Source organism: Pseudomonas sp. Sample_20 (assembly GCF_004307585.1).
Taxonomy (GTDB): domain Bacteria; phylum Pseudomonadota; class Gammaproteobacteria; order Pseudomonadales; family Pseudomonadaceae; genus Aquipseudomonas; species Aquipseudomonas atacamensis.
This window is the reverse complement of the sequence record NZ_RCOA01000060.1, coordinates 128,985-141,433: the sequence shown is the minus strand read 5'-3', so window position 1 is coordinate 141,433 and position 12,449 is coordinate 128,985. Positions and strand designations below refer to the sequence as shown.

Below are 12,449 nucleotides of genomic sequence, written 5' to 3'. Positions count from 1 at the left end.
TGGCTTGCCAGCGATGCTTTTAGCGTCGGTACGAAGAGCCGGTATGTTGCTCAGGCAACTGCGCCTCACCGTGAAACAATTTCTCGCGCAAGGTCCCGCTGTCATACGCAGTCTTGTACGAGCCGCGCCGCTGCAACTCGGGAATCACCAGTTCGATGAAATCGACATAGCTTTCCGGGGTGACGATGCGGGTCAGGTTGAAGCCGTCCAGACCGGTTTCGGCGATCCACGATTCGAGTTCATCCGCCACTTGCTCGGGCGAGCCGACCACGGTGATGTAACGACCACCAAGGGCGTGCTGGTCGAGCAATTTGCGCCGGGTCCAGTCGTTGTTCTGCAGGTTTTTCGTCGCCGACTGAATCGCATTGCTCTTCACGTACTGGATCGGTTCGTCGATTTCGTACTGGGCAAAGTCGATACCGGTGGACGCGGAAAAGTGCGCCACGCCGGCCTCGGCGCTGGCATAGCTCAGGTATTCGGCATGCTTGGCCCACGCCGCTTCTTCGGTGGCGCCAACGATCACATTGAGGCCCATGAACACCTTGATGTCTTGAGGATTGCGCCCGGCTTCGACGGCGCTGGCGCGGACCTTGTCGACCTGCACTTTGGTCGATGGTTTGTTCTGGCCGCTGATGAACACGCACTCGGCATGACGCCCGGCAAACAGCAAGCCGCGGTCGGAGCTACCGGCCTGAAACAGCACCGGCGTGCGCTGCGGCGACGGCTCGCATAGGTGATAACCCTCGACCTCATAGAACTCGCCCTGGTGCACGACCTTGTGCACTTTGTCCGGGTCGGCGTAGATGCGCTGCTCGCGATCGTTGCGCACCGCGCCGTTCTCCCAGCTGCCTTCCCAGAGCTTGTACAAGACTTGCAGATATTCTTCGGCCTGGTCGTAGCGGCGGTCATGTTCGACCTGTTCGCGCAGACCCATGGCTTTGGCGGCGCTGTCCAGGTAACCGGTGACGATGTTCCAGCCGACCCGGCCGCGACTCAAATGATCGAGCGTCGACATGCGTCGGGCGAACAGATACGGCGGCTCGTAAGTTAGATTGGCGGTCAGGCCGAAACCGAGGTTTCTGGTAACAGCGGCCATGGCCGAAACCAGCAGCAGCGGATCGTTGACCGGCAACTGGATCGACTCTTTCAGCGTGACGTCCACCGAGTTCTGGTAGACATCGTAGACGCCGACTATGTCAGCGATGAACAAGCCATCGAACAATCCACGCTCAAGCAACTGCGCCAGTTCGGTCCAGTACTCGATCGTGTTGTAGCGGGTCGAAGTGTCGCGCGGATGCGTCCACAGGCCGTGATTGATGTGGCCGATGCAGTTCATGTTGAACGCGTTGAGCAGAATCTTCTTTTTCGCAGCAGTCATCAGATCGTCCCTCGCAGCGGAGGGTTTTCATCGTTGAGGTAGTAATTGCCCACGGCGTGATATTTCCAGCGCACCGGGTCGTGCAGGGTGTGCACGCGCGCGTTGCGCCAGTGCCGGTCGAGGCCGTGTTCGCTCAGCGTCGCCTGGCTGCCGGCCAGTTCGAACAGCGTGCTGCCGGCGGCGAGGGAAATTTCCGTGCTGATCGCCCGCGCTTCGGCGACTGCGATCGAGGCGGCGGCGACGGTTTCCGCGTTGGTTTCGGCTTGCGCGGCGTCGAGGAATTCACCGGCACGCTCAAGCAATGCTTCAGTGGCGTGCAGGCGGATGCTCAAGTGGCCAAAGCTCTTCAATGTCAGCGGATCTTCGGTGGCCTTGTCGTTGCCGGAATCGATCCACGGACGGGTTTTGCTGCGCACGAAATGCAAGGCATCTTCGTAAGCGGCGCGGGCAATGCCGGTGTCGATGGCGGCGTGGAGAATCTGCGCCAGCGGGCCGACCGTGGTCGGGCGTTCGAAAGCGCTCTGGAACGGCAGCACCTCTTCCGCCGCTATATACACATCTTCGAACACTACCGAGCCGCTGCCGGTGGTGCGCTGGCCGAAGCCGCTCCAGTCGTCGATTACCGTCAGGCCCTTGCTTTCGCGCGGTACGAAGGCCAATTGCTGCATGCCATTTTCATCGACCACGGAGGTCGGGATGCGCTGCGCGTAAATCGCCCCGGTCGAGTAGAACTTGCGACCGTTGATGCGATAACCATCACCATCGCGGATGAGACGGGTGACGCGGTCGTGAGCGGTTCTGGTGCCGAGTTCTGCCAGAGCATTGCCGAAGCGTTGGCCGGCGAGCACCTCGGCGTACAGACGCTGTTTCTGTTCATCGCTGCCATTCACGCGCAGCACTTCCAGTGCGTAGAAATGGTTCTGCGGAATCTGCCCGAGCGAACCGTCGGCCTGAGCGATGAGTGCGATGACCTTGGCCAGGGTGACGTTAGATACGCCCGCGCCGCCATATTCTTTCGGCACGCTGATGCCCCACAGGCCGGAGCGGGAAAACACTTCCAGCTCGGCCAATGGCAGGCGGCGTTCGCGGTCGCGCAGGGCGCTGTCGCGTTGGAAATCTTCGGCCAGGTCGCTGGCGACGATCAGGGCTTGCTCATCGCTGGTGATGAGCGCGACGTGATGGGAAAGCGTCATAGGGGGTTCTCCAGATGACTGGTCGTCTCAGATCCAGGAATGGCGAGCCGGCAAAGTGCCGTTCAGGCGATAGGCGCCGACCGCGTGATATTTCCAGCGCACCGGGTCGTGCAGGGTGTGCACGCGGGCGTTGCGCCAGTGGCGGTCGAGATTGAATTCGGCAAGGGTCGCGCGGCTGCCGGCCAGTTCGAAGAGCTTTTCGCTGGCCAGCAGCGAAATCTCGGTGGTCAGCACTTTTGCTTCGGCCACGGCGATCGAAGCGCGTGCGGCGGATTCGGCAGTCAGCGGCGCGGCGTGGACTTCATCGAGCACTTTGCCGGCCTTGCGCAGCAGCGCTTCGGCGGCGTGCAGTTCGATTTTCAGTTTGCCGATATCGGCGATCACGTAGAGGTCATCGCTGGCGCGCTCGACCTTGGCGTCGATCCATGGCCGTGCGCGGGTTTTGACGAAGTCGATGGCGCCACGGGCGATGCCGGCGTCAATGGCTGCTTGAATCAGCTGCGACACTGCGCCCTGGGTGTTCGGCTTGTCGTTGATCTTCCAGTTGTCGATGACCAGGCTCGACTCGACGCGCACGTTGTTCAGCAGAATCGTGCCGCTCGCCGTGGTGCGCTGGCCGAAGCCCGACCAGTCATCGACGATGCGCAGACCCGGCGTGCCGCGACGGACGAAGGCCAGCACCTGTTTACCGTCATCGTTGAGCGCTTTCACCGCGACCCAATGCGCAAACAGCGCGCCGGTGGAGTAGAACTTCTGGCCGTTGATTACGTAATCGTCGCCGTCAGCGGTGATCCGCGCCTTCAGTTCCAGGGTGTTTTTCGTGCCGCGTTCCGGGCCGGCATTGCCGATGCGCCAGCCTTCCAGAACACTCTGGAACAGCTGCTTTTTCTGCGCTTGGGTGGCGGTGCCGAGCAGCAGATGGATGATGCCGAACTGGTTCTGCGGGATCTGTCCGAGCGCCGGGTCGGCGGCAGAAATGATCGCGAATACTTCGGCCAATGTGACGAAAGAAACCTGCGGGCCACCGTATTCGCGCGGGATGGCAATGCTGCCCAGACCGCTGCGGGTGAACTGTTCGATTTCCGACCATGGCAGCTTGCGCTGACGGTCACGTTTGGCCGCTTGCACACGGGCGGCTTGCGCCAGCTCGTGGGCGGCCTTGATCGCTTGAGCGTCGTTGCGCAGTACTTGCGCGGGCAACATCAGCGGGGCGATGTCCAGATCGGACTGCACGTTGGCATCTGCAAGACTGGACATCAGTGCCGCTCCCTGGCTGCACGCAATGCCCTGGCGATCTGCACTGGGGTGATTGTGTTCCGGACCATACCTACCTCACATCTCATGAAAAACGCCGCGAAGTGCGACGATTGAAAGAATGTCCGGTGGTCCGGTTCATATACCCTAAGCGTGTATAAAATTTAAATAAACTAACTTTTAGGAATATGCATAGAAGGGGGATGTTCGGCTTGGTTAACGACTTTCAGGTGAGAGGTCACTGACCTCCCACCTTGGGCAGGTCTCACTTGGTACGTGATTCGGCGGCCTTTAATTCGGGTTTCAACGGGACTTTTACGTACGGATTCACGCAACCGATTTTCAACGTGCGCGGCGGTGCCCAGCGCGAGTTGTTACCGACCCGGTCGAGGATGCAGTAGGTCACGTCCAGCCGCAGGTCTTCGCCCGCTTCGACAATGACCGCCGGTGGCACCCAGACCTGAATCGGCAGCCCGACATCGGCCGCAGTGACTGGCGCCAGATCCATGCGCACATCGCCCCAGCGCAATGTGATGGCGTCGTCTTCTGCCATGTTCAGATAAGGCTCGATGGTCAGCGGCACGCCGCGTTTGATCTGGCTGGGGTTCACGCCCTGACGGCGAATCGCTTCGGGGATGATCACTGGTGCCAGTTGCTGGTTTTCGTCTTCGCACTGCCCAGTGGGCTGACCACCGGGGCAATCGAGTTTGACCTGCACCCGGGTCGCCGCCGACAGTGCCGGACCCTGGCCGACCTGCATCACGCGGTAGTGAATGCGCGCGGTGCCATTGGTGATGAAACTCTCCGGCACCCGCAGGCTCACTGACTCGCCCACATCGGCCGCGCTGAGGACTTTTGACGCGACATAGCATTTGTTCCAGAACAGTTCGATCAGATCGCCAACGTCCATGTCGCGGTAGGGCGGTACATCGATCAGCAGATGGGCCGCTGTCGCCTGGTTGATGCCGGTTTTTTGTGCGCATGCCAGCGTTGGCGCTGCAAGTTCGGGGGTGTGCGAAGTGCGGGTCATCGGTTTCTCTCCTTGAAGTCTTGCAGCGAAATCCGTTTCTGGAAAACAAAAAAGACGCGAATCAACTGGCAATAAAAGCGACAAGTATCTGCTCGGTATTAGTGCGGGTTATTTGAACTAAGGGGCGCCGGTTGCCGACTAGATAAAAGTCTGCGGAGAGGGGTGTCAATAGAGGGGGTTAGTTAATGCGTAAATTACAAGTTAATCAGAAAGCTCCTACGTCATCGAGGCACTAAGCCTAGGTGTAAGCGCGAAATCAGCTACAGATAAACAGCGGTTTCGCGACGTTTTGTGCGGGTTCGTTCACCGGCAAACGTATGGAAATATGACGAATCGAGAATGTGCGTCATCGTTGCGCAATGTATATTTGCGCGCACAAGTAATAAATGTTTAGAAGAATGAAATACCGGGGCAGGGATAACTTCCGTCCGTGGAAGTTGAGGGCTGTGGCAGAGAAAGTTCTCAGGCGTGATTCAGAAACTTGCTGAGAAACTGTTTGGTGCGTTCTTCTTTCGGGTTGGCAAACAGTGCCTTGGCTTCACCCTGTTCAACAATTACGCCCTTGTCGAAAAACACCACGCGATTGGCCACGTCACGGGCAAAACCCATTTCGTGGGTGACAATCACCATGGTGCGATTTTCTTCGGCAAGACCGCGAATGGTTGCCAGCACTTCACCGACCAGTTCCGGGTCGAGCGCTGAAGTCGGTTCGTCGAACAGAATCACTTCCGGCTCCATCGCCAGCGCCCGGGCAATTGCCACGCGCTGTTGCTGGCCACCGGAAAGCCGGCGCGGATAGGCGTCCTCCTTGCCGGCAAGCCCCACTTTGGTCAGCAGCTTTTTACCCAGGGCAACTGCCTCGTCGCGCGGCATCTTCTTGACCACGATCGGGCCTTCGATGACGTTTTCCAAAGCGGTGCGATGGGGGAACAGGTTGAAGTTCTGGAACACGAAGCCGACGTGCTGGCGCAGGTTGCGCACCAGACTTTGCTGCTGGTTCAGCGGACGGCTGGTATCTATTTCGATATCGCCGACCTTGATCCGGCCGCTGGTGGGTTCTTCGAGGAAATTCAGGCAGCGCAGGAACGTCGTTTTCCCCGAGCCACTGGGGCCGATGATCGCGACGACTTCGCCTTCCTTTACCTCAAGGTCGATGCCGTTGAGCACGACCTGACCCTTGAATTGCTTGGTCAGTTTTTCCACGACAATCATCGCGTCAGGACTCCTGGTCGTGCCGATTGACCCGCTCTTCCAACTTGTTCTGCAAGTGCGAAAGCACCGTGGCCAGAATCCAGTAGATCAGCGCGGCGGCAAGATACATGGTGAAGACTTCGAAAGTCCGGGCGGTAATCAGCTGCGCCTGACGGAACAGCTCCGGCACCTGAATGGTCGCGGCCAGCGCCGTGTCCTTGACCAGCGAAATGAAGCTGTTGCCCAGCGGCGGCAATGCCGTGCGCATCGCTTGCGGCAGGATGGCCCGGCGCAGGGTCTGCGCGCGGGTCATGCCGATACTCGCAGCGGCTTCCCACTGACCGCGTTCGATCGAACCGATCGCGGCACGGAGGATTTCACAGGCGTAGGCGGCCATGTTCAGCGAGAAACCGATCAGTGCTGCCGGCAGCGGATCAAGCTCCATGCCCAGTTGCGGCAAGCCGTAATAGATCACGAACAGCTGCACCAGCAACGGCGTGCCGCGAAAGAACGACACGTAGATGCGGGCCAGCCAACTGACCGATTTGAAGCGCGACAGGCGCATCAGCGCGAGGCCGAAGCCCAGCAGCAGACCGAAGAACATCCCGCCGAGGCTGAGGACTACCGTGTAGTACGCGCCCTTCAACAAAAAGGGCGCGGAATCCAGCGCGAGTTGGAAAGCCTCTTCCATTATTTAGTGACGTCTGCGTTGAAGTATTTCTTCGACAGTTTCTCGAGAGTGCCGTCAGCACGCAGTTCGTCGAGCGCCTTGTTCACCGCAGCCAGCAGTTCAGGCTCGCCTTTGCGCAGGGCGATACCGGATTCCTGACGCGAGAAGGCCTCGCCGGCAGCCACGGTTTTCGGGGCTTTCTTGGCGTATTCGAGGGCAGCCAGACGGTCGATCAGGATGGCATCGGTACGACCGTTGTTGAGGTCGGCGAACTTGGTCGGATCATCATCGTAGGTGCGCACGTCAGCACCCGGCACGTTGGCGCGAACCCACTGCTCGTAGTTGGTACCCAGGCCGACACCGACTTTCTTGCCGGACAGGTCAGCGGCGGTCTTGATGTTCAGCGCCGACTCTTTGCTTTTCAGCACGAGGGCCTGGATGCCAGAGACGGTATACGGTTCGGAGAAGTCGTACTTCTTCTTGCGCTCGTCGGAGATGGTCACTTGGTTGACCACCAGATCCAGACGTTTGGATTCAAGTGCGGCGAGGATGCCGTCCCATTTGGTCGGCTGGATCTTGGCTTTGACGCCGAGCTTTTGCGCCAGCGCTTCGGACAGTTCGACTTCGAAACCGGACAGCTTGCCGTTCTCGTCGACGTAGCTGAACGGTGGGTAAGTGCCTTCCAGGCCGACGTTGAGCACGCCTTTGTCCTTGATCTGTTGCAACTGCTCACCGGCCACTGCCTGACCGATCAGGCCAGCGCTGAGCGCAAGACCCAGCGAACCGACCAGCAGAGTGCGACGTAGTGCGGAAAAATTCATGACAAGCCCCTGTGTTTTCTTATGGAAGACGCTTAAGGAATGTAGGCAAATTGGTGATTTGAACGACAGCGCTATCCTGCCTTAAAGCAGCTTAAGCGTCTCGCCCGAAATTCGCCTGCGGCGAGACTATAAGATGTCTGTTTTAGACTTGAAAATACTAGATTGTGTTTCTTTTAGGGTTTTTTGGAATATGCGTCCATTCAGTTGTGGCGAGGGGATTTATCCCCGTTCGGCTGCACCAAAGTTGCAAAGTTCTGCGGCGTTGTAATCTCCTGCGAAAGCAAGGGCCGCTCCGCGACCCAACGGGGATAAATCCCCTCGCCACAGGTATCTGCAATCTGCAGTGATCATCTTGTCAGAAAATCCTTGTAGGCAAACAACGCCGGCGCGCCACCGGTGTGCAGGAAGATAATCGGGCCGTCATCGAAGCGCTGCCGGCCAATCCCGTCTAACAGGCCGGCCATGGCCTTGCCGGTGTAGACCGGGTCAAGCAACAGACCTTCCTGTGCGGCCAACAGTTTCACCGCCGCCAGCGTTCCGGCATTCGGCTCGCCATAACGCGGGGCGAAATATTCGTCCCACAGCTCGACCTTGAAGCTGGCCGGCAACTTGACGCCCAGCAGCTCAGCGGTGCGTTCGGCCAAACCCTGAACCTTCGGCCGCTGATCTTCTTCACTGCGCGAAACGGTCACGCCGATCACCGGCAGTTGCGGCAGCGCCTCACTCAGCGCCAGTCCGAGACCACTGTGAGTACCGGCACTGCCTGAAGCCAGCACCACAGCGGCGAAATCGAGGCCGCTGTCCTTGATCTGCTCAGCCAGCTCCAGCCCGGCGCGCACATAACCCAGAGCACCGAGTGCGTTGGAGCCGCCAATCGGCACCAGATACGGCTTCTTGCCGTTGCTGCGCAGGCGCACGGCGAGGGCGGCCAGTTGTTCGTCAGCATTATCGAGGTTGTCGACCAGTTCGACCTTGGTGTCGAACAGATCGAGCAGCAAGCGGTTGCCGTTGCCGGTGTAATTGCTGTCGTCAGTTCCCAGCGGGTTTTCCAGCAGTGCCACACAGCCCAGGCCGAGTTTCGCCGCCAGTGCGGCGGTCTGGCGCACGTGGTTCGATTGCAGCGCACCGGCCGTGATCAGCGTGTCAGCACCTTGTGCGAGCGCGTCGGCGGCGAGGTATTCGAGTTTGCGCAGCTTGTTGCCGCCCATCGCCAGCGGCGTCAGGTCATCGCGCTTGACGTACACCTCGCGGCCGAGCCAGGTGGACAGGCGTTCGAGTTTTTCCAGCGGCGTGGGATGGCTCAGCAGTTCGAGACGGGGGAAGCGTTGCAGCTGTTGTTTGATCATGGGTCCGTACTGGCGCAGAAGAATGAAAGGACTATAGGCACGCGTTTTTGCCCGGGCAACCGCCAATCGCTTATAGCCAAATGGACTGAGGCCAGCACTATCGGTTCTTAATTCGTCGGCGAAAGCATGCCGTAAAGTAGGCGCCGATGACGCGGCCAGACAGTCCGGCCGCCCGTGAGGAGTCTTTACCGTGAGCGAGCGTTCCAGCCATTGGCAATTGCACACCATCGTCAGCCAGCTGCGCAGCGCGCGGGATCAGTGGCGCGCACAGAATGGTCGCGCTTCAGGGGAGCAGGGCGGCCGCGAATTGCCATCGCGAGCGGCGATGGCGGAAATTCTTGAGGCGCTGTGTGGCGCGCTGTTCCCGATGCGTCTGGGGCCGGTCGATCTGCGTGAAGAAAGTGAAGATTTCTACGTCGGCCACACGCTTGATGTAGCGCTGAATGCCTTGCTGGCGCAGACGCGCCTGGAGCTGCGTTACGTTGCCCGCCACAGCGCGCAGGACGACAGTGAAGTCGAAACCCGCGCCATCCAGATCGTGCAGGATTTCGCTTTGGCCTTGCCGGGGCTGCGCACGCTGCTCGACACCGATGTGCTGGCGGCCTATCACGGCGACCCGGCGGCACGCAGCGTTGATGAAGTGCTGCTGTGCTATCCGGGCATTCTTGCGGTGATTCACCATCGCCTCGCGCACCATTTATACCGTGCCGGGCTGCCGCTGCTGGCGCGGATCAGCGCGGAAATCGCGCACTCGGCGACGGGCATCGATATCCACCCGGGCGCGCAGATCGGCCGCAGTTTCTTTATCGATCACGGCACCGGTGTAGTGATTGGCGAAACCGCGATCATTGGTGAGCGAGTGCGGATTTATCAGGCGGTGACCCTGGGGGCCAAGCGCTTCCCGGCGGATGAGGACGGCCAGTTGCAGAAGGGCCATCCGCGTCATCCGATCGTTGAGGATGACGTAGTGATCTATGCCGGGGCGACGATTCTCGGACGGATCACCATCGGCAAGGGCTCGACCATTGGCGGCAACGTCTGGCTGACGCGCAGTGTGCCGGCGGGGGCGAATCTGACGCAGGCAAATCTGCAGCATGATGACGGGACGCAGAAGTAGGCCGTGGAATCCTTTTCCCCTCACCCCAGCCCTCTCCCGGAGGGAGAGGGGGCCGACCGAGGTGTTTTGCGTCATACATCGACCTGAAATACCGGGTCGATTATGGATTCGGCACGGTTTCCTCAGGTTGGCGCACATTCTGAACATCCCCCAATCAGTCCCCTCTCCCTCTGGGAGAGGGTTAGGGTGAGGGGCTTTTGATTCTTGCTTGGCGCAGTGAACGAATCTCACAAAACCCGCGTCATAAACCTCCTCGGGCGCTGTAGGAAACCTACCGCCCAGCCCTGCGATTAGTCCTTACCACCCCATTCATGTTTAACTTGAACGTTCATTCAAGTTAAACCGGTGGTTCGCTGCCCGCTCACAACAGGAGGCTTGCCTTTGCTGAGTCCGATCATTTCAGCCACGTTCCAACCCTTCGAGGTGCACCTTTCATGAGTGCATCGTCTACCCCCGCCAGCGGTCTGGTGCGCATGAATCCGCCGGTGTTCTACTTCGCCGCGACGGTCATTCTGCTGTTTGGTCTGGTCGTCATCGCCATCCCCGAACAGGCCGGCGCCTGGTTGCTGGAAGCGCAAAACTGGGCGGCCAACACGGTCGGCTGGTACTACATGCTCGCGATGACCCTGTATCTGGTCTTCGTGGTGGTCACCGCGTTATCCGGCTACGGCAAGATAAAACTCGGTGCCGACCACGACGAGCCCGAATTCAGTTACCTGTCCTGGGCCGGCATGCTGTTCGCCGCCGGGATCAGCATCACGCTGTTTTTCTTCTGCGTTTCCGAACCGCTGACCCATATGCTCCAGCCACCGCAAGGCGAGGCCGGCACAGCGGACGCCGCGCGCCAGGCGATGCAGATTCTGTTTCTGCATTGGGGCCTGCATGGCTGGGGCGTGTTTGCCTTTGTCGGCATGGCACTGGCCTATTTCGCTTATCGGCACAATCTGCCGCTGGCCCTGCGTTCGGCGCTGTATCCGCTGATCGGCAAACGCATCAACGGCCCGATCGGCTATGCGGTGGACGGCTTCGGCATCATCGCCACGGTGTTCGGTCTTGGTGCCGACATGGGCTTCGGCGTGTTGCACCTCAACTCGGGCCTGGATTATCTGTTCGGCATCGCCCACACCCAGTGGATTCAGGTCGGCCTGATCACGCTGATGATGGGCGCGGCGATCATCGTTGCGGTCTCCGGTGTCGATAAAGGCGTGCGGGTGATGTCCGACATCAACATGCTGCTGGCCTGCGGGCTGCTGCTGTTCGTGTTGTTTGCCGGGCCGACACAGCACCTGCTCAACACGCTGATCCAGAACGTCGGCGACTACCTCGGCGCCCTGCCGATGAAGAGTTTCGACCTCTACGCCTACGACAAACCGAGTGACTGGCTGGGTGGCTGGACAGTGTTCTACTGGGCCTGGTGGATTGCATGGTCGCCGTTCGTGGGTCTGTTCATCGCGCGGATTTCCCGTGGTCGCACCATCCGTGAATTCGTCTTCGGCGTGCTGCTGATTCCGCTCGGTTTCACCCTGGCGTGGATGTCGATCTTCGGCAACAGCGCCTTGGACCAGGTGCTCAATCACGGCATGAGCGCGCTCGGTATGTCGGCCATCGACAATCCGTCGATGAGCATTTACCTGCTGCTGGAAACCTACCCGTGGAGCAAGACCGTCATCGCCGTGACGGTGTTCATCAGCTTCGTGTTCTTCGTGACCTCGGCGGACTCTGGCACCGTGGTCCTCTCGACCCTGTCGGCCAAGGGCGGCAACCCAGATGAAGACGGGCCGAAATGGCTGCGGGTGTTCTGGGGCGCGATGACCGCGCTGATCACCAGTGCGCTGCTGTTCTCCGGCAGCATCGATGCGCTGAAGTCGGCGGTGGTGCTGACCTCATTGCCGTTCTCGTTGATTCTGCTGCTGATGATGTGGGGCCTGCACAAGGCGTTCTATCTGGAGTCGCAGAAGCAGATCGCGCAGTTGCATTCGCTGGCGCCGGTCTCCGGTTCGCGGCGTGGCACCGGCGGTTGGCGGCAGCGCCTGAGTCAGGCCGTGCACTTCCCGTCCCGCGATGAGGTGTACCGCTTCATGGAAAGCACAGTGCGCCCGGCAATCGAGGAAGTGACCGCCGTGTTCGTCGAAAAAGGTCTGCACGTCGTTACCCAGCCGGATCCGGCGCATGACAACGTCAGCCTGGAAATCGGCCATGGCGAGCAGCATCCGTTCATCTATCAGGTGCAGATGCGCGGCTACTTCACGCCATCGTTCGCGCGCGGCGGCATGGGTTCCAAGCAACTCAACAATCGCCGCTACTACCGCGCCGAAGTGCACTTGAGCGAGGGCAGTCAGGACTACGATCTGGTCGGCTACACCAAAGAGCAGATCATCAACGACATCCTCGACCAGTACGAACGGCACATGCAGTTTCTGCATCTGGTGCGTTGATCGACGGCTGAGTG

The 12,449-nt window shown here is 59.8% G+C and carries 10 protein-coding genes; 2 read left to right on the top strand and 8 right to left on the bottom strand.

The features are described from left to right. Positions 1 to 19 precede the first annotated feature (19 nt). From D8U70_RS13670 to D8U70_RS13635, 8 genes are all read right to left on the bottom strand, one after another. On the bottom strand, positions 20 to 1,378 hold the full coding sequence (locus D8U70_RS13670) for an LLM class flavin-dependent oxidoreductase (RefSeq protein WP_130929087.1): 1,359 nt from the start codon (positions 1,376 to 1,378) through the stop codon (positions 20 to 22). After that, positions 1,378 to 2,571 carry an SfnB family sulfur acquisition oxidoreductase gene (locus D8U70_RS13665; protein ID WP_130929086.1) on the bottom strand — a complete coding sequence of 398 codons (1,194 nt, stop codon included), beginning with the start codon at positions 2,569 to 2,571 and terminating at the stop codon, positions 1,378 to 1,380. The genes D8U70_RS13670 and D8U70_RS13665 overlap by 1 nt, the downstream gene beginning before the upstream one ends. 27 nt (positions 2,572 to 2,598) lie before the next feature. Next, entirely contained in the window at positions 2,599 to 3,828 is a 1,230-nt protein-coding gene (locus tag D8U70_RS13660) for an SfnB family sulfur acquisition oxidoreductase (protein WP_130929085.1), read from the bottom strand. Positions 3,829 to 4,090: 262 nt separating this feature from the next. Then, the gene (locus D8U70_RS13655; RefSeq protein ID WP_122747915.1) at positions 4,091 to 4,855 is read right to left on the bottom strand and encodes a hypothetical protein; all 765 of its coding nucleotides are present in this window, start codon (positions 4,853 to 4,855) and stop codon (positions 4,091 to 4,093) included. Positions 4,856 to 5,317: 462 nt separating this feature from the next. Continuing rightward, entirely contained in the window at positions 5,318 to 6,067 is a 750-nt protein-coding gene (tcyN, locus tag D8U70_RS13650; RefSeq protein ID WP_130929084.1) for an L-cystine ABC transporter ATP-binding protein TcyN, read from the bottom strand. 4 nt (positions 6,068 to 6,071) lie between these two features. Next, a complete protein-coding gene (gene tcyL, locus D8U70_RS13645) occupies positions 6,072 to 6,737 on the bottom strand; it encodes a cystine ABC transporter permease (RefSeq protein WP_016772200.1) in 666 nt (221 codons plus the stop codon). Then, positions 6,737 to 7,537, bottom strand: coding sequence for a cystine ABC transporter substrate-binding protein (gene tcyJ / locus D8U70_RS13640; RefSeq protein WP_016772199.1), 801 nt, complete (start codon positions 7,535 to 7,537; stop codon positions 6,737 to 6,739). Before tcyJ ends, tcyL begins: the two co-directional genes overlap by 1 nt. Positions 7,538 to 7,884: 347 nt before the next feature. Beyond that, positions 7,885 to 8,883, bottom strand: coding sequence for a D-cysteine desulfhydrase (locus D8U70_RS13635; RefSeq protein WP_110644778.1), 999 nt, complete (start codon positions 8,881 to 8,883; stop codon positions 7,885 to 7,887). A 190-nt stretch (positions 8,884 to 9,073) separates the two neighbouring features. On the opposite strand from D8U70_RS13635, the gene epsC reads away from it, so the two are divergent. Together epsC and betT are read left to right on the top strand one after the other, a co-directional pair. Further along, entirely contained in the window at positions 9,074 to 10,000 is a 927-nt protein-coding gene (gene epsC, locus D8U70_RS13630; protein WP_073471516.1) for a serine O-acetyltransferase EpsC, read from the top strand. Positions 10,001 to 10,473: 473 nt separating this feature from the next. Beyond that, complete coding sequence (gene betT, locus D8U70_RS13625; RefSeq protein ID WP_160768576.1) at positions 10,474 to 12,435, top strand: choline transporter BetT; 1,962 nt, start codon at positions 10,474 to 10,476, stop codon at positions 12,433 to 12,435. Positions 12,436 to 12,449: the final 14 nt, after the last annotated feature.

Bases quoted from the DNA above. Each gene is read 5' to 3' on its own strand.
- D8U70_RS13670 (WP_130929087.1), bottom strand. From the start codon at position 1,378: ATGACTGCTGCGAAAAAGAAGATTCTGCTCAACGCGTTCAACATGAAC.
- D8U70_RS13665 (WP_130929086.1), bottom strand. From the start codon at position 2,571: ATGACGCTTTCCCATCACGTCGCGCTCATCACCAGCGATGAGCAAGCC.
- D8U70_RS13660 (WP_130929085.1), bottom strand. From the start codon at position 3,828: ATGTCCAGTCTTGCAGATGCCAACGTGCAGTCCGATCTGGACATCGCC.
- D8U70_RS13655 (WP_122747915.1), bottom strand. From the start codon at position 4,855: ATGACCCGCACTTCGCACACCCCCGAACTTGCAGCGCCAACGCTGGCA.
- tcyN (WP_130929084.1), bottom strand. From the start codon at position 6,067: ATGATTGTCGTGGAAAAACTGACCAAGCAATTCAAGGGTCAGGTCGTG.
- tcyL (WP_016772200.1), bottom strand. From the start codon at position 6,737: ATGGAAGAGGCTTTCCAACTCGCGCTGGATTCCGCGCCCTTTTTGTTG.
- tcyJ (WP_016772199.1), bottom strand. From the start codon at position 7,537: ATGAATTTTTCCGCACTACGTCGCACTCTGCTGGTCGGTTCGCTGGGT.
- D8U70_RS13635 (WP_110644778.1), bottom strand. From the start codon at position 8,883: ATGATCAAACAACAGCTGCAACGCTTCCCCCGTCTCGAACTGCTGAGC.
- betT (WP_160768576.1), top strand. From the start codon at position 10,474: ATGAATCCGCCGGTGTTCTACTTCGCCGCGACGGTCATTCTGCTGTTT.